The 16,419-nt window shown below is 57.7% G+C and carries 17 protein-coding genes and 1 tRNA gene; 6 read left to right on the top strand and 12 right to left on the bottom strand.

Translation table 11 applies throughout. The features are described 5' to 3' along the window. Positions 1-53: 53 nt before the first annotated feature. The 6 genes from DWX63_RS02935 to DWX63_RS02910 are packed head-to-tail and all read right to left on the bottom strand — an operon-like array spanning position 54 to position 6,099. On the bottom strand, positions 54-1,754 hold the full coding sequence (locus DWX63_RS02935) for a hypothetical protein (protein WP_117842771.1): 1,701 nt from the start codon (positions 1,752-1,754) through the stop codon (positions 54-56). After that, complete coding sequence (locus tag DWX63_RS02930; protein WP_117765496.1) at positions 1,747-2,496, bottom strand: signal peptidase I; 750 nt, start codon at positions 2,494-2,496, stop codon at positions 1,747-1,749. Before DWX63_RS02930 ends, DWX63_RS02935 begins: the two co-directional genes overlap by 8 nt. Positions 2,497-2,556: 60 nt before the next feature. Continuing rightward, on the bottom strand, positions 2,557-3,363 hold the full coding sequence (locus tag DWX63_RS02925; protein ID WP_117842770.1) for a hypothetical protein: 807 nt from the start codon (positions 3,361-3,363) through the stop codon (positions 2,557-2,559). 2 nt (positions 3,364-3,365) lie between these two features. Beyond that, positions 3,366-4,352 carry a hypothetical protein gene (locus DWX63_RS02920; RefSeq protein WP_117842769.1) on the bottom strand — a complete coding sequence of 329 codons (987 nt, stop codon included), beginning with the start codon at positions 4,350-4,352 and terminating at the stop codon, positions 3,366-3,368. A gap of 14 nt (positions 4,353-4,366) precedes the next feature. Beyond that, positions 4,367-5,203 carry a hypothetical protein gene (locus tag DWX63_RS02915; protein WP_117842768.1) on the bottom strand — a complete coding sequence of 279 codons (837 nt, stop codon included), beginning with the start codon at positions 5,201-5,203 and terminating at the stop codon, positions 4,367-4,369. 11 nt (positions 5,204-5,214) lie between these two features. Beyond that, positions 5,215-6,099 (bottom strand): hypothetical protein, encoded by an 885-nt coding sequence (locus DWX63_RS02910; RefSeq protein WP_117629013.1) that lies wholly within the window; start codon positions 6,097-6,099, stop codon positions 5,215-5,217. Positions 6,100-6,329: 230 nt separating this feature from the next. Here DWX63_RS02910 and DWX63_RS02905 point away from each other — a divergent pair. Both DWX63_RS02905 and DWX63_RS02900 read left to right on the top strand, forming a co-directional pair. Next, positions 6,330-6,404: transfer RNA gene (locus DWX63_RS02905), tRNA-Val, on the top strand. A gap of 60 nt (positions 6,405-6,464) precedes the next feature. Next, positions 6,465-6,806: an ATP-binding protein gene (locus DWX63_RS02900; protein ID WP_117842767.1), complete on the top strand. Its 342-nt coding sequence runs from the start codon at positions 6,465-6,467 to the stop codon at positions 6,804-6,806. Between the two features lie 228 nt (positions 6,807-7,034). Here the strand turns inward: DWX63_RS02900 and DWX63_RS11200 are convergent, their stop codons facing one another. Next, complete coding sequence (locus DWX63_RS11200; RefSeq protein WP_158559600.1) at positions 7,035-7,184, bottom strand: hypothetical protein; 150 nt, start codon at positions 7,182-7,184, stop codon at positions 7,035-7,037. Positions 7,185-7,408: 224 nt separating this feature from the next. Here DWX63_RS11200 and DWX63_RS02895 point away from each other — a divergent pair, with 224 nt between their 5' ends. Next, the gene (locus tag DWX63_RS02895; RefSeq protein WP_117842766.1) at positions 7,409-8,467 is read left to right on the top strand and encodes a DUF262 domain-containing protein; all 1,059 of its coding nucleotides are present in this window, start codon (positions 7,409-7,411) and stop codon (positions 8,465-8,467) included. A 5-nt stretch (positions 8,468-8,472) separates the two neighbouring features. Beyond that, the gene (locus DWX63_RS02890) at positions 8,473-9,279 is read left to right on the top strand and encodes an MAE_28990/MAE_18760 family HEPN-like nuclease (RefSeq protein ID WP_117842765.1); all 807 of its coding nucleotides are present in this window, start codon (positions 8,473-8,475) and stop codon (positions 9,277-9,279) included. Here the strand turns inward: DWX63_RS02890 and DWX63_RS02885 are convergent. From DWX63_RS02885 to DWX63_RS02875, 3 genes are all read right to left on the bottom strand, one after another. Then, positions 9,276-10,352, bottom strand: coding sequence for a DNA cytosine methyltransferase (locus DWX63_RS02885; RefSeq protein WP_117765512.1), 1,077 nt, complete (start codon positions 10,350-10,352; stop codon positions 9,276-9,278). The two genes, DWX63_RS02890 and DWX63_RS02885, sit on opposite strands and share 4 nt — an antisense overlap. 285 nt (positions 10,353-10,637) lie before the next feature. Next, entirely contained in the window at positions 10,638-10,886 is a 249-nt protein-coding gene (locus tag DWX63_RS02880; protein WP_117765514.1) for a PriCT-2 domain-containing protein, read from the bottom strand. Between the two features lie 162 nt (positions 10,887-11,048). After that, entirely contained in the window at positions 11,049-11,213 is a 165-nt protein-coding gene (locus DWX63_RS02875) for a helix-turn-helix domain-containing protein (RefSeq protein WP_117765516.1), read from the bottom strand. Between the two features lie 402 nt (positions 11,214-11,615). On the opposite strand from DWX63_RS02875, the gene DWX63_RS02870 reads away from it, so the two are divergent. After that, positions 11,616-12,314: a DUF5710 domain-containing protein gene (locus tag DWX63_RS02870; RefSeq protein WP_117786938.1), complete on the top strand. Its 699-nt coding sequence runs from the start codon at positions 11,616-11,618 to the stop codon at positions 12,312-12,314. A 100-nt stretch (positions 12,315-12,414) separates the two neighbouring features. On the opposite strand, the gene DWX63_RS02865 is transcribed toward DWX63_RS02870, so the two are convergent. Then, positions 12,415-13,920 carry a Sau3AI family type II restriction endonuclease gene (locus DWX63_RS02865; RefSeq protein WP_158559599.1) on the bottom strand — a complete coding sequence of 502 codons (1,506 nt, stop codon included), beginning with the start codon at positions 13,918-13,920 and terminating at the stop codon, positions 12,415-12,417. 165 nt (positions 13,921-14,085) lie between these two features. Between DWX63_RS02865 and dcm the strand changes: the two genes are divergently transcribed. Further along, the gene (gene dcm, locus DWX63_RS02860) at positions 14,086-15,348 is read left to right on the top strand and encodes a DNA (cytosine-5-)-methyltransferase (RefSeq protein WP_117786940.1); all 1,263 of its coding nucleotides are present in this window, start codon (positions 14,086-14,088) and stop codon (positions 15,346-15,348) included. A gap of 91 nt (positions 15,349-15,439) precedes the next feature. Here the strand turns inward: dcm and DWX63_RS02855 are convergent, their stop codons facing one another. Further along, positions 15,440-16,357, bottom strand: a complete 918-nt coding sequence (locus tag DWX63_RS02855) for a hypothetical protein (RefSeq protein ID WP_117842764.1) — start codon at positions 16,355-16,357, stop codon at positions 15,440-15,442. Positions 16,358-16,419: the final 62 nt, after the last annotated feature.

Genomic DNA, 16,419 nt, shown 5'->3' with positions numbered 1-16,419 from the left:
TGGATCGATCGGAAAGGGACGGGGCGACATCACATCGCCCCGCGCTTACGACATTAGTAGAAGTTCTGGATCCGCTGCAGATACATGACGGAATTGGGCAGGCCGCCCTCGCCAAAGGTCTTCTCGATGTACTCGATCAGGCCCTTCATCTCGTCGCGCACAAAGCTCACGTTCATGGACTCAAACTTCTTAAGCACCTTGCGGGCGATGATGTAGTCCATGCCGCCCAGCTCGGTGCCGCCGCACGCCACGTACACGGGGATAAAGTCGTACATCTGCTTGATGATACGGTTACCAAAGGCCAGCTTAAAGCGGGTCTGCAGGTACTGGTCCAGCTTGTGCATCTTCTGGAGCAGTTCCTCGTCGATCACGTACTCGACCTTGGCCTTTTGGAACAGATACTGCAGATGCTCGGCCGTCACGTGCACGCGCTCGTGCGGCTCGCACTCAAACGCATCGGCGCGCTCGTTGAGCTCGATGGGAATCGCACGGTCGTACACCTTGTCCGTGATGGTAAAGGTGGAGTCGTCGTTGTTGGCCGTGCCGATAAACCACAGGCTGTCGGGGATGGTGAGCTTGCCGTCGTGCAGAGCCTTGGGGTCGGCAGCCCACTGGGTGGGCACCAGGTCGAGCACCCACTCGTCGTGGCTGGGCATCTCGAGCACCGACAGGATCTCGGCAAAGTAGTACTCCACGCGGGCGAGGTTCATCTCATCGAGCACGATCATGGACGGGTCCTGGCGAAGGCCCGCCTCGTACACGGCGCGGAGGAACTCGGTCTCGTTAAAGCGCTTGGAAAACTCGTTAAAGTAGCCGAGCACCTCGGTGCGATCGCGAAAACTCGGCTGCACCGACACGATGGTCGCGGGGTTGTCCAAATAGCGGCTAAAGCTGTAGGGCAGCGAGGTCTTACCGGTACCCGAGATACCCTCCAGGATCAGTAGCTTGGAGGCGGCCATGCCGGCCACAAAGCGGCGGATGACCTCGGGCGTGTAGTAGAGCTTCATCTGGCTGCAGGCGAACGCGCGGAAGCTGTCGACAAAGTCCTCCAGCGAGATGGCATCGTCGTAAACCGGCGATTCCCAGTCGCGGTACTTAAGGTCCACAAGGGACAGCTTAGGGAAGCGGTTGGCCTGGGCGATCTCTTTTTCCTCGGCAAGGGTCTTGGCCTCGACGGTTGCCTTGGCCATGGCGGCCGCGGCGTCCTTGACGCCCTCGCCATCGAGCGCGAGCGACGCGTTGGCCGACATGACGGCCGTCGCCGCAGCGCCCTCGCCAGCAGCCGCACCGGCGCCCGCAGCGGCGCCCACCACGTTGCCCACCGTGGGCAGGTGGTCGTCGGCCAAGGCCGAGGCGCCCACGTACGGAATCTGCTTGGTGCCGCCCATGGCATTGACCTTGAGCGCCAGCAACTTGTTCTTCTCGTCCATGAGGTCGAGCACCTGCTTGTTCAGGCGGCCGATCTCGCGATAGAGCGCCTTGTTGGACGTGTCGTCGCGATGCAGGCGGCGGTTGATGCGGTAGCGGTGGACCAGGATGGCCACGATCAGCACGGGGACCGCGATGAGCATGGCAAACAGAATGACCGCGCCGATCTTGCCCACCAGGTCAAACGTGGTGAAGTAGGTCATAAAGATGTTGAAGTACTCAACCCAGCCAAACACCAGCAGGTTAAGGATGGAGCTCACAACGGCAACGACGTTGTAGACAACCTTTGCCAGCAGCTCCCAGGCAAATCCCAGAAACTCACTCACCGTCGGTATCCTCCTGCTTGGTCGCGTTCATCGCCGCCTCGGCCTCGGCCTTCAGACGACGGGCTTCCTCGAGCTTGGCCTCGGCCTGGGCGAGCTGCTCGGCGGCGTTATCGGCGGCAACGGTGGCGGTGTCACCCTTGCCCTCGGCATCCACGATGGCAGCCGCGGCGGCCAGGCGGTCTTCCTCGGCCATGGCGCGCTTAAGGTTCATGCCCACCACGATAAGGTGATACACCTGGTAGATAAAGAACAGCAGCATGGGCAGGACAATCACGATGAGGAAGCCCATGGAGCTGGACAGGAAGTCCATGACCTTGCCCATCTGCGGCAACGCGAACAGGTACTTACCAACGATGTCTCCGTCGCTGATGATGTGCGTATCGGCCACGTCGTTGTTATCGCCCTTGGTGGTAAAGCTGCGCATGCCGTTGACCTCGTCGATGGCGGCGATGCGGTGCGTGTTGAGCGCGTACTCGTTGTCGATGATGGTGTGGAACGTCACGATGTCGCCCACCTCGAGCTTAGAGGTGTCGCACTTTTGGATGACGATGAGGTCGCCCTTGTTAAACGTGGGCGCCATGGAGTCGGACTGCACGGCGAGCGGGGTGAAGCCGGCGATGTCCGAGACGCTGCCGTCCTCGCGCGTGGCGAGCGTGGTAAACGCATACAGGGCCGCTACCAGGATGATGATCCACATGACGACGCTCAGTGCGATGGATGCGGCTTTTTTAACAGATTGCATGATGTCCCTTACTACCGTGTCTGACTAGGTCGTGCGCGGCCCGGTGGCCGCCGTGCATATCTACTGTTCTTCGATGCCCTCAAAGCGCATCGAAACCGAATAGTTAGCTCCCTTTAGCATATTAGTGCAATTTGGGTCCGTTCCCTCGAGCCATATGCGAACGGTTACCGGCTTGTCCGTATCTTTTATTAGGTCGAACATGTCGCTGGCCGCGTTCGCTGCTCCCGAGTCGAGCCCAAAGACGGCGACCGAACCAGACGAGCCCCCGCCTCCGTTGGGGTTGTAGACCCAGGTGTGGCCATCGGCGGTAAAGCTCATGCGCATGGCGCTGGCCATGCCCTGCGTGTCGGAGCTAAACCGCGTGCCGGACACGCCGCCGTCGCCGTCCTGCCCGGTCAGGCGAACGCGCAAGTCCGTGCTGCTCATAAAGTGCAGCGTGAACTCCAGGTAGGCGCCGGTGGCGGGGTCGGCGGTGGAGCCGTCTTCGAAGGTGAAGGTCTGGTAGTCGCTCGTGGTGACGGGTTTGAGCTTGGATGCGTCGATGTCCACGCCCTTTTCGCTGGCGATGCGCGCCGAGATCTGGTCGAAGCCCAGGCTGTGCACGTATTCGTCGAACGTGGCATGCTCGTCCAGGTCAAAGCGCAGCGAACCGTCGGCGTTGGCGTCGATCATGAGCATGCGGGTTTTGGCGCTATCGGCGATGGAAAACCAGGCAAAGGTTGCCATGGCTATCGCCACCAGGGCAAACAGCACCAGCACCACGGTGGTGGTGAGCTTGCGGCGCAAGTCGGTGTCGGCGGGGGCTTGCGCGCCAGCGGGCTTGCCGGTGGCGGGCGTGCAGCCGGCGGCGGGTTGCTTACGCGTCATGGCTACTCACCGTCCAGGGTCGCAAAGAGCGCCAGGTGCAGGGTGCCCGGGTCTTGATGCAGGTAGTCGGCGCTATCGGGGTCGGTTCCCTCGATGTAGTAATAGATGTCCAGGCGATAGGTCTGGCCCAGCGCCAGCGTGGCGAGCGAGTTTTGCGGGCGCTCGGCCGTCTCGCCGGCGTCCAGGGTAAAGGCGGCCGGGTCCTGCGTCACGTTGGCACCGCAAGCGAGCTGGCCGTTTTGCCAGCCCAGCAGCATGCCATCGGCGTAGCCCGCCAGGCCCGCAGGCGCGGTCGTGGGATGCTCGCCGCGATGGCCGCTGTCGGAACTGTCGAGCTCAAAGATGTTGGTGGCAAGCACCTGGCTGCCGCTCGAGATCTTGATGCCCACGCGGGCCGCGCGCAGCAGCTCGGCGTCGGCACCCTGCGGAACCAGCGATTCGGCCAGATACAGGCTCACCTTGCCCTTAACCTTGCTGGCGCCCGTGCCCGTAATGGTGGGACGCAGGTCAATCCAACCGTGGTAGAACGCGGAGCCGTTGTCTTTTGCCTGCTCAAACACCGCGGCATCGCCGGCTGAGTTGTTTTGCGCGCAGGCCGCAAAGCCGTTGAGGTCAAAGGTCGAGACCGGGTAGAGCGTCGCGACCCCGCTCGCGGTGGAGGCCAGAGATGCATCGCCTTGCTGCGACCAGCTGCCGGCGTCGGCGTCGCCCAGCTCCAGTACCAACTTAGACGTGTCGCTGTGCACGCTCACCGAGTTGGTGTTGACCTTCATGTTGTTGGTAAACCAGGCGTAGGTCGCGACGCCCAAAGTGGCGGCGAGCGCCACCATAACGAGCGCGATGTAGGCACGCGCGCGACGGGCGTGACGGCGGGCGGCGGCGGGCTCGAGGCGTTCGCGCTCGGCGGCTGCGTTGGAGGGGACCGCGGGGGTCGCGCTCTCGGCGTTGGCCTTGCAGCTATCTGCTGGCATGTGCTTCTTGTCTTCCATGTCGCTTCGCCCCCTTACGCCTTGGCCGCAGCAAAGGCAAGCTGCAGCACCACATCGCGGGCCTGAGCCTCGTCGATGCAGTTGGCGTCGCAGCCTTCCATGTACACAACGTAGCGAACGCTTGCCACCTCGTTGGCGGCCAGCGTGCAGATGGGTGTGGCGCCTGCACGCGCCGCGGGCGTGTCGCCGGTGCCATCCATGCTGTAAGCGCTTATGGCACGCGCGGGGTCGGCGGTGTAGGTCCAGCCCGTGGCACCGGGCGCCACAACCACGCCGTCTTGCGCGGTGGTACGCCTACTGGTGGCGCCCGAGGTGTTGCCCAGATCGTCGCAGGTAAAGATATGCGTTTGCGTGCCCGACTGAGTTGTAATGACCAGGCCCAGACGCAGCGCGGCCAGCAGCTGCGGGTCGTTCGTCACGCTCATCTGGCCCTGATACAGGTACACGTTGAGCGCGCTATCGCTGCCCTTAAGGTACAGCGTGCCCGAAAGAGCGTAGTCGTCCAGCTGCGCGGTGCAGTCGGCGTAGTCGGTCGTGATGCCGGCGGCGTTTTGGAACGTGCCGCGCCAAAAGCGGGAAAGGTCTGCCGTCGAGATGGGATAGAGCGTCTTGTCGGCGGCGGCAAGCGTTGCCGTTGTGTCCCAGGGCCCGTTGGCCGAAAGACCAATCTGCAGGTCGGCGCCCTCGTCGCTTACCGTGTGCGCCACGGGCGTCACGTTGGTGTAGCGCGAGTTGCTAAACCAGGCGTAGGTGGCCGCGCTCAAGGCGGCTACCAGCACCAACATCCATGCGGCCGCAGCAACCATGCGACGGCGCGAGCTTAGGATATCTTTGATGTTCGATGCACTCATACCCAGCCCCCTTACGAACGCTTACCGGCAAAGCGCAACGCCAGCGATTGCAAGCTGGTGGCGGCCAGGTTGTTGGTGCAGTCGGGGTCGCAGCCTTCCAGCCACACGTACACATCCACGCGCACGGGCGTGCTGCGGTTGGTGCCCTTGGCAGCGGCGGGCAGGCTGCAGATCTTGGTCGTAGCCTCCTTGAGGCTCACGATGCCAGTGTCTTCGTTGTAGTCACAGAAGTTTGCACTGGTCAGCTGGTCAAAATGAACCGTTGTTCCATCGGAGCGGGTGCTGTCGAGCACCAGGTGATTCTGCTCGTTCTCGCCGGCATCCTTGCCGTCGAGCGTGTTGTAGCGCGCCTGGGGATTGCGCTCGCCCGAGACCTCAAAGATGTACTGGCCCGTAACGGTATCGCCCTGCCCCGGCGCATAGGTAACCAGGCCCACCCGCAGAGCGGTAGAGATGGGGTTTGCCGGGTCCTGCTCGGTAAAGTCGATGCCCGACAGGTACACGTCGGTCGCGGCAGAGTTGGTGGCCAGGTACAGGGAGGTCTTGTAGTAGTCGGAATGCTCGGCGGCACCAAACATGCTGGCAAACAGCGAGTCCTGGGTGGTTCCGCCGGTAAAGCCCGTTACCTTTTGAAAGCCGTTGAGCACGTTGTCGGTCGAGACGGGATCGAGCAGACCCGTAAAGCTCAGGCCGGCGTTGGTTTTGTATTCGCCGTCGTACTCGTTGGAGATGAGGAAGGTCACGCCCGTGCCGGCGGCCATCTTGACGTCGGTGATGTGGCGGTTGGCGTTGTAGATGTACCAGGCATATGTTACGGCTCCGGCAGCAGCAAGGGCCACCAGCAACGTGGCGAGCATGCGATTGAACTGTTTTCGCAACGAGCGCGCGTCCGACATGCCCCTCCCCCAGATGCCGCATCGTAAACTACCTGGACACCATTTGCCCATAATGGGAACATTTTACGCGAACGTGCAGTTCATCGGGGGTACAAACGCGACTTTTCGCGTGCTGTTCGCGCTGCGGCAGGCTCCGATGGGGCCACAATTCACCAGTTTTTTAAAATAGTTCTTGCCACTGGGTGGGAGCTCCGTTATATTATTCCCTGCGCACTCGCGCACCCTTGATCGGGCGTTTAGCTCAGGGGGAGAGCGCTTCCCTGACACGGAAGAGGTCAGAAGTTCAAATCTTCTAACGCCCACCAATTGTTCAACCGGTCTACCTGCGGAAATGCGGTAGACCGGTTTCTTGTATATAGCGCTGTATCCCAAATGTATCCCAAAAGGCGGCGCGCGAGCACTCGCTGGAGGCGGCGATGAGGGACATCGCCAGAAACGACCTGGTCATCCTGAACGAGTTCGGCTACGTGCCGCTGGACCTCGACAGCGCGAGGCTGCTGTTCCAGGGGGTGTCGAACTGCTACGAGAGGCACAGCCTGGTCATCACCACAGACATTGAGTTCAGCAAGTGGGGCACGGTCCTGGGGGACGACAAGATGGCGGCGGCGATGATCGACCGCATCGTCCACCACGGCCGCCTGGTCGAGTTCACCGGCGCGAGTCACCGTATGGAGGCGACGCTCATGCTCGGCAAGGCGGTGGGATAGGTTAACGCGGCGTGTTTGCCAAAGTGCTCAATTTGGTCGCGCCACAATGTTCAGTTTGTCGTCGACACAAACAGCGGCTCCCGCGTTTGACAGCCCCGTGATCCCAGCGGGCGCGGGGGGACCGAGAAGAGCCAGGGCTCCGCCTCCTTGAGCGCGCCCACGTCGCCCCCGTGTTCGTCGAGAAGGGCACGCGCGGCCTTGACGCTCCGCGCCCCAGCGAGCCTGAGCTCAGTACTCCACGCGCTCGTCGGCTGCTGCGCCCTCCACCGCTTCGATCTCCGAGCGAAGGGCGTCCGCCACCTCTGCCGACCTCGCGTCCTCTTGCCCTTCCGCGAGCTCGACCTTCGCCGCCTCGTCGCCATGAGTCTCACCGTCCATGTATCCTGCTTTCAAATCGCGGCAGGCACAACAAGGCGCCCGCCCAGTTACTCGATACGAGCAGCCTAGACGGGCGTCACAAAGTGGCAGAGGGGCACGACTCTAATGCCAGGCATCTGCTGGTATCATTAGAGTGCAGCATTGGTTATGGGAGAGGACTTCACATCCCACAGCCAGTCAGACCTAAGTTGGCTTCGTCCTGCTATAGATTGAGGTGAAGGCGATTGACCGATCAACAAAGTGAGACGATCGAGATTTCCGAACAGATTCGCGACAAGAAAAAGGATGTGCGATTCAGCACTCGCGAATACGTTGCGGAATACCTCATCAATAAGTTCAATGCTGATGCATTCTACATTCCGCTTGACTATCAACGGAACTTCGTCTGGACGGACGTTGACTGCAGCTACTTTATTGAGTCTGTGCTAATTGGTCTGCCCATTCCCTACATGTTCTTTGCCGATGCTGAAGATGGCAGAACGGAAATCGTTGATGGAGCGCAAAGGATGAACGCCTTGGTGAACTTTGCCAGAGGCGATTTAACCTTGTGCAATCTAAACATCCTTACATCTGTCAACGGAAAGACCTATTCAGAACTTCCCATAGAAGTACAAAGAAGATTCGATAACGCGAGCTTTCGAGTGGTTTACCTTGAGGAAGGGACCACCTTTGACGTCCGACAGGAGATTTTTCGTCGTATCAATTCATCGGGCAAGCAGCTCAAATCGCAAGAAATTCGCCGTGGCTCCATGGGCGGCGATTTTACAAAACTAGTAAGCGAGCTCTCCAATGATCCGCTCTTTATAAAACTTGCCCCGTTAAGCGAGACGGCGCGCAAACACTACGATGACATGGAACTTGTCACTCGTTTCTTCGCCTATGCAGACGGCTACCCAGATTTCGAGGGTTACAAAGACCGCGTTGCTAGTTACCTGGATGAATACACGAATCGCATGAACATCGAGCTTGCCGAGTCACCTGACAAGCGCAATGAACTCGTCGCTCGCTTCAAAGAAATGTTGGAATACGTTGAGAAGTGCTTGGGAGACAGGGGTTTCAAAAAGACACCGACAGGAAAAACGACTCCTCATGCGCGTTTCGAAGCTATTGCGGTCGGCGTTGCCGTGGCGTTGTCGGAGGACAAGGACCTTTCGCGCAAAGACATGTCTTGGGTTGATTGCGAAGAGTTCCAGACCCTTGTGCGGTCAGACTCGGCAAACGTAAAGGCCAAGTTGAAAGCTCGCATTGATTTCGTTGCCAACAAGCTGAAGGCGGAGCGGTAAACCTTATGGATTCCAATGACTTTAACTTGGGGTACGAAGAGGTCTACAACGACCGCCTTGGTGAGACCAAGAGCATGATTACGCTCGCGACCCTGCTCGATTCGCTTGACCAAGGCGCAGAGGGCGTGCGCTACAATGCTGTAATGCGAGGAGCGTACGAAAACGCTGAAAAGGCAAATCCCAGTGGCCTGCCCTCATCGACACCAGATGTGACCCTCGTTTCCAGTGTCATCCGCTCCAACGTCAAGCTTATGATCTACAACATCATTGAGTACTCGGTCACTAATCTCATGCAGGCGATTTACGACAGAGTAAAGGACGAGGGTTGCGGCTACGCTGAGGTTTCCGAAAAGCTTCAATCGATTTGGCACCATACCCAAATGTATAACGGGTTGAGCGACCCAAAAGCCAGCAATAGTACTGCCGAGTCCATAAGCAAGAGGTTGCTTGATCATGCTGTTAAAAATAACGTACTTCAATTCAGCGTTCGGAACACCATCGCCGGTGGAAATCTAGATGCAGACAAAATCCTCAAGCTCTTTGATGACCACGGAATATCGATTCATGATGATATAGCGAACTGCAAGAGGGATGAGATTAAGAGCGAGCTTAAAGACATCAAGAATCGACGGAATGACCTAGCTCATGGATCAATTTCGTTTGCAGAAGCAAGCAATCAGGTGACAACATCGGAGCTTGCGGAGCTAGTCAATCATGTTGACTCATTTTTGATGCAGCTCCGCAAGGATGTTTCGACCTATCTCAACGCCGGTGAATATCGGCGCGGTATGACCGAATCAGAAGAGGGCTAGTGTACGCAAGCGGCAATTATGCTTTTGCCAACCGCTTCGCCGAGCTTTGGTGGCACGGCGTTTCCAATATGCCGTGCCACAGCTTTCTTGCTGATCTTCTCGCCAGGCCTAATGAACTTGTAATCCTGCGGGAAGCTCTGCAAGACGGCACCCTCACGCAAGGTTAGGGCTCGATTTTGCTCTGGATGCCCAAACCGGCCCGTACCGTACATATAGAACTGCGTAGTTATAGTTGGGGACGTCTCGTCCCAAGCCATCCTCCCGTAGACCGCAGGGTACGTTTGGCCAGCAGCCTTTTTATGACAATCAAGCCTCAGGTCCTCAGGCCAATCTCGCCACGTGCCATTAGGCGTCGAAGCCTTAATGCGCTTCAAGTTTAGTTCTGATAGCGCCGACGCCGTTTGCAGAGAGTCCCCCCTGCAAGAGCCGCCAGCGCTCACGGCAGGCAGCGCACCTATTGCCTGCCGAACCGTAACAGCATGAGCGTTATCATTCGTAGGGTCAATCAAGCTGATGGACCCATTTCTAGAAGCTAGCAGAATCAATCGCCGCCGATGCTGGGGCACACCGTACTCCTCAGCCTTTACGACGCTGTATTCCACCGAGTATCCGGACTCCTTAAGCGTGTTCAAGAAACCAGAGAAGATGCTCTCCTTCTCGAGCTCGGGCACGTTCTCCATGGACACGTAATCTGGCTGCACTTCACGCACAAGCCTCCCAAACTGCGCAAGCAACCCCCAGTCCTTGTGCTTCTCGCGATGCTTCTTGTCCTTGCGGTGCTTCGAGAAGGGCTGGCAAGGAGCGCACCCTACCAAGACTTTGATGTCAAAGTCCTTCAGGAGCTCCTTGACTTCCTCCCCGGTGACCTCGGCGATGTTCTTGCAGATGAACTTGTCCTTGCCGTTGTTCGCATCGTAGGCGTACTGGCAAGAGGAATCGAGGTCAAACCCAGCCACCACATCGATGCCAGCGGTGCGTAAACCGTAGGTCAGACCCCCGACCCCGCAAAACAAATCCACAGCACCAATGGAGGCGCTCTGAGCCTTATCCTCCGTGGAACTATCAACGCTCATCGCAATCACCCCTTCGGCGTCCTAGAATGACCGTATGCGAGCGTCACAAACTCGAAAAGAATTCAACTCGCTAACTTTATAGATTAGCAGCAATCAGAGGGATTGGAGACCTGAGCTTGAAAACGCCACCGAACGGCTGTTTGCTTCCCGTAAACAGCAGAAGTGCAGGTAAAACGCCTTGGCCTCGATTTGCTTGATCGCCTGTTCCAAGTACGGCAATCCGGAGAGGTCCTGGCCGCCGGAGGCCGTGCAAAGCGCTCCGCTTGTATGGTCGCCCGCGCTCTTTCAACCTGCGTTCGCCGCATGCCAGAAGAGCGTGCCCGCCGTGATCCTACCGCCCTCGTCCACATGCTCGAAGAGCTTGCGGGTAACGGCCTCGTCGTACTTCTCGGGGTCGTGGGAGCACCAGCTGAGGAACGTGTCGTGGTCGCCTCCAGCGGCCTCGTAGCTGATGCCGATGTTCTTCCAAGTCTCGTAGTTCTTGGGCGGCTCCATAGAGAGGAACGCCAAGTCGGCCTTCTCCTTATCGTTCATGCTGGCTCACCCCGCAATCGAGCTGCGAGGCGGCGCTCCCCGTGACCGAGCTGTAAGATGCAGCCACGACAGGCCCCCGGCCTGTCCACTCGCCGCCGGTGGCCCCGCCGCCAAGCATACGGCCACCGGTGTCATTTTCCTTGAATGCTTCCATAGGCATCGCTAGTCCTCAATGCCGAGCATGTCGCAGATTTTCTGCCCGCTGATCGCCCAGGTGCCGCCGATCATCATCGCGGGGAGCGTCCCGTCCGCGCACCACTTCTGGACTTGGCGCAGGCTCCACCCGCCGATCTCGGCCACGTGCTTGGGGGTCTCGCACACCTTCACGTCCGCGCGCCGGATTTGCGAGCAGCCGAGCGGCTCCTTCCCATGCCCTATTCTCGCCTTTGTACCGAGCCATTCAGTCACCGCCCTAACCTCTGAGCTACTAATGACGTGTGATCACGGTTAAGACTGTACAAGAGCGAATTGCCGCGTTTAACTGTGGTTATGTAGTGCAGCAGTGGCAAAACTGCTTGACGGCGCGGGACTTCCATTTTGCTTTGCGACTGCTTGGACGGCCAAATTGCTCATTTGCTGACTTATAGCAATGCCCCAACGGCACCGTCGCGTTTGCAAACAGCCGCGGCCAACAGCAAGAACATCAGCAATTCCGTCGGCATGCATCGGACGTCCGCCGCTGGGGTATCCTTGGAGCACATGCACCGCAAGCCGCACAAAGGAGCCGCCATGCGCACCGAGCTCGATGTTCCCTTTTTGCACAAAGACGAGGCCAAAGCCCTGGGCGCCAAGTGGGACCGGATCAAAAAGATCTGGTACGTGCCCGATGGCGTCAACCCCGAGCCCTTTGCCGCGTGGCTGCCCGGCGTGGATCGCTCCGACCCCAGCGCGCCCTACATCTACCTGGTGCTGGGCAAGCGCGAATGCTGGAAGTGCCACGAGCAGACAACGGTCACGGCCTTTGGCATTCCGTATCGGGTAGCCGAGGACTCGGGCAGCAAGGCTGCGCCCGGCGCAGTACCCGCCATGGACGACACGGGCCACATCGCGATCGACACCGCCCGCGCCAACGCCATAGCTATCGTCCCCGCGCTGGGCTGCGTGCCGGCCGAGATCCGCGACTACCTGCGCGAGCGCTGCGGCTACAAGCCCGTAACGTCGCGCACCACCAAGACCGTATCGCTCGCCAGCACCTGCACCGCCTGCGGCGCGCTGCAAGGCAGCCATTACCTGTTCGAGGAGCCCACGTCGCCGTTTGCGCTCACGGCCATCAACAAGCTGCCCGCGTTGGAGTTCGTGCGCGTGAAAGTCGCCGGCGTCTTTGGCATCCCCGCCAGTCAGAGCAACTTTGACCAGGCACTCTTCACCTGGGCACGCGACCACCACATCCAGTTCCACAAGCCCCTGTGCGAGGGAATTTACCTGTAGGGCAAAACTCGAAAATCGAGTCCAGTTATCCTCGGAAATCGAGTGTGGAATTCCTCGAAAATCGAGTATGCGCAGGTAGCTGAGTTGCGGGCTCGAGGACCTACAGTCCCAGGATGTGCTCCAGATAGCTCTTGTTGAACCAGAACGATTGCCTGGTCATCCAGCGCCCATCCGGCAGTTCGTAAGCGTTCTTTGCGATATCGCCGACCTCGGTGCCATCGGCGAATCTGTACGCAGCTTTCGACGTATGTGGGCGAACGTGAACGATTGGATTGTCAGCCATACCAGGCAGATTGTTGGCCACTTTGAGCTTTCCTGCCGAATCCCTATACGGCTTTAGCTCAACTCCCTCGCGAATAACCTTTTTCGTTTCGTCCCAGCAAGCCTTTGCGGGACCTTCGATTTCGTTTGCCGGCATTGCCCAGAACAGGCAACGATCAAGATGCAGCACACCCTCGTGGTCCTCACGGAACACAACGAAGAAGAAGCGGTTGGTTTCGAGGCATGCGCGGAAAGGCGACGCTTCCCAATCCTCGTTAATCAGCTGCTTAAACTTAAACGGCGGGAAGGACATCGCCTGCTCGATGTGGCCTTTTTTATTAACGCGAACAGCCCGAACGGAAATCCCAGCCTTAACGAACTCCTCGGCGGCATTGCTTTTAATGCCGAGCATGCGGTAAACGATCGTCGTCCATTGCGCCTTGTTGCCCGTATACTCCAACCCATACTGCTCCGCGATCTGGCGATCGGTTTCACCATAGTGGCACTCGATAAGTCCAGTTACGTAGCTTTCGAAATCAATGGGATCGTCGCCGGCCTGGACGATGCTCTCGCCAACGCGCGGGGCACCGAGCACGTAGGTATGGAGCACGTAGTCCATATACGAGCGCTTGAGCGAAAAGGCTCGACGCTTCGCGCGACGGTGTTCAATCTCGCCCGTATCGGTGTTGAGGTACTCATAATACTGGTCAACCCACATCTTCGCTTCGGTTTTACCCTTCGTGCAGGCGCCTAAGTAGGTAGTCATACCCTCCGAAAGCTCATCGGCGCGACCATCTTGAATGTACGAAATGATTTTCTCGTAGTCGGCGCGAATGATCTTCATGTCCTCTTCGGGCAGACGGACCATAACTGCACGCTCAATGCGCTGGTCGTATTTGTCGATTGAGAGGTCGCGGCCGTAATAAACCAAGAGAATATTGCTGAGTTTGGTCTTAAGATGTGAACTGTCGTAATCGAGCGTCACCGGACGATCGTAAGGAATCATCGTCAAAACGAGGCGTTCGCCGGCAGATTTGCGACCGTTCTTGAGCACGTCGAAGCACGTCGCCTTGAGCTCAACGCCTGCCTCCGGAAAATCTGGCCGATCATCGCTGTTGGCCTTATAGCCAAAGTAACGCTCCTCGATCAGGGTTCCCATGCCACCCTTGTACTTCTTGGACCCAAAGTCCTTGGGCGCGCTCTCCCCCTCCGGCGCAATGCCAAGCTCGAGAATATCGCGAAACGTCATCCCGTCGAGATTGGCAGCATATCGCTCAATGCTTGAGGGGTCAGAAAAATCGGTATCGTCAAGCATGCGCTTGAAATCGAGGTGCTTCTTGGACATAGGATACCTCCGAAAATCGCAGTTAGCCCCATGGTAGCCCATGACGTGCGCCATACTGCAATAATGAACGTTATCTGAGAGTGCTAAAATTAAGGGTTGATCTTTTTTGCCAGATCGGTTATCGTAGTTTGGTTTATAAACGTTCGTTATATCGATTGGAATAGCATGTCAGAGGTCAAGATTGCCGAGCTGTTTGCCGGTGTCGGCGGATTCCGTTTAGGCCTCGAAGGCTATGCCGACCCCCGTTATCCGGATTTCTACATGAAGCCCGCCGGACCCTTTCGCACCATTTGGGCCAACCAGTGGGAACCACCCGGAACAAAGGCTCGTCAGTTCGCGGCACGTTGCTATATGGACCGCTTTGGCGAGGATTCCGTAGTCAACGAAGATATTAATAAAGTCTTGGAGCAGGCTGAAGCCAGCGAGATTGAAATCCCCGACGTTGACATGGTCGTCGGCGGCTTCCCTTGCCAGGATTACTCCGTCGCACGTCCGCTCAATCAGGCACATGGCATCGAAGGCAAGAAGGGTGTCCTTTGGTGGGATATCTATCACTTCCTCGAGATGAAGAAGCCCCGCTTCGGGCTCTTTGAGAATGTTGATCGCCTGCTCAAGTCGCCCGCATCCCAGCGCGGTCGAGACTTCGCCATCATCTTGAGCTGCCTTGCCGACCTCGATTACACCGTCGAATGGCGCGTGGTCAACTCAGCAGAATACGGTTTCCCCCAGCGCCGCAAACGCGTTTACATCTTCTGCGAGAAGAACGCTGGCAAGGTCGACCTTGTTGACCGCATGCACAACGGCGTTATGGCGAAGGCCTTCCCCGCCATCTACCCTGACGAAATTGCGGAACTCGATGTCCTGCCCGATCCTTACGAGAACTCGACTCGCTTTGGCGTTGGTCAAAAGACCTCTCAGTTTAAGAATGCCGGCGTCATGCAGGACTGCCACGTTCTGACCTGCGACTTCGCCGAGGACTATCACGGCGAGCGCCGCGTACTTGGCGATGTGCTTGTTGACGAGGCGAATGTTCCGGAACAGTTCTACATCTCTGACGAAAAGCTTCCCGACTGGCGCTACCTCAAGGGCAGCAAACGCGAAGAGCGCACCAATAAGAAAACCGGCTTTACGTATACGTATTCAGAGGGTGCCATGAGCTTCCCGGATGCTATCGACAAACCAAGCCGTACGATTCTCACGGGCGAAGGCGGCACGGGAGCCAGCCGCTTTAAGCATGTCATCGAGTGCCCCGACGGTCGTTTCCGTCGTCTTGTTCCCGACGAACTCGACCAGCTCCAGGGATTCCCGAAGGGCTGGACCGACACCGGCATGACCGATGGCCATCGAGCCTTCTGCATGGGCAATGCCCTGGTCACGGGTGTCCCCCATCGCATCGGCGAAGCCATGGTTGAAGTGTACGGGCTGTAGCCAAAGCGCTTTTGGCATAAACAAACGAGGGCCAGTTCTTGATTGAACTGGCCCTCGTCTTTAATTACACTGCTGCGATTATTTTGACCGACTATTCAGTCGCTACGCCAACCAAATTGAGCGTGACATTAAACGTTGGATTTGCTTTCTGGGCATCATCCAAATCGGACACATTTACACAATCTGAATCCGTGCCCTCCATCCAGATGACGACCTTTATATGAGTGCCGTTATAGCCAACATTCGTGTCGATGGCCTTACCGTTTTGCCCAGCCGGCTTATCATATAGAGTGCCGTTTTTTGCGGCTGCCCAGTTACCATTCTGCTGGTCAACAAGATTGTCGGCATACAAGTGCATGTAACTTGCTACTTGGGTCGTATCCCCCGCCGAAGCAACGCAGCTCCAGCCCATGGTGGCATTAACATCGTTGCCAGTTTCGGTAGAAGATGGCTGAGTCGGAGCATAGACGAACTTAAGGTCATCGTCGACAACAATACCGACCCTCAAGGATCCCTTAATCTTATTGAACCAGTTTTCCGAAGCCCCCGCTGAAGGCGTAACAACTAAGGGGTTGTCAGGATTCAAATAGACATCGGCACGTCCGGTTTCCTTAACCGTATAGACGGTGTAGTTTCCCACCGCAAATGCGTAATACGAGTTGCCACCTTGACTGTAGAGACCCTTTTCATTGGTACTGGCTTCTTTATAAGAGCTGACCATCGTATTGCTCCAGGTGGCGGGCACAAACCATGACTTCGCGTTATCCGTTGAAGAGGGGCTGATTTGATTTCCAACAGCAGATGCCGTCGTCAGCGCTTCGCGGTTGTCCTCATGATTGGGCATATCTCCGGAGACAATCTGGAGAACCATTCCGTTTGTCTGAGCGCTAATACTACCTGTAGTTGCTTTAACCGTAGAGTTGGTGACAAACCACGCATACGTAGCCGATCCGAGTGCAACAGCAGCCATTACAACCGAAATGGCTGCAATCCTGAGTTGTTTTTTCATTCCGCATATATTCATCTTTCACCTACCTTCTTTTCAAAAAAGGGCGGAGCCGAAAGACCCCG

It is taken from the genome of Collinsella sp. AF20-14LB (assembly GCF_003459505.1).
In the GTDB taxonomy this organism is placed as follows: domain Bacteria; phylum Actinomycetota; class Coriobacteriia; order Coriobacteriales; family Coriobacteriaceae; genus Collinsella.
This window is presented reverse-complemented; position numbering and strand designations above follow the sequence as displayed.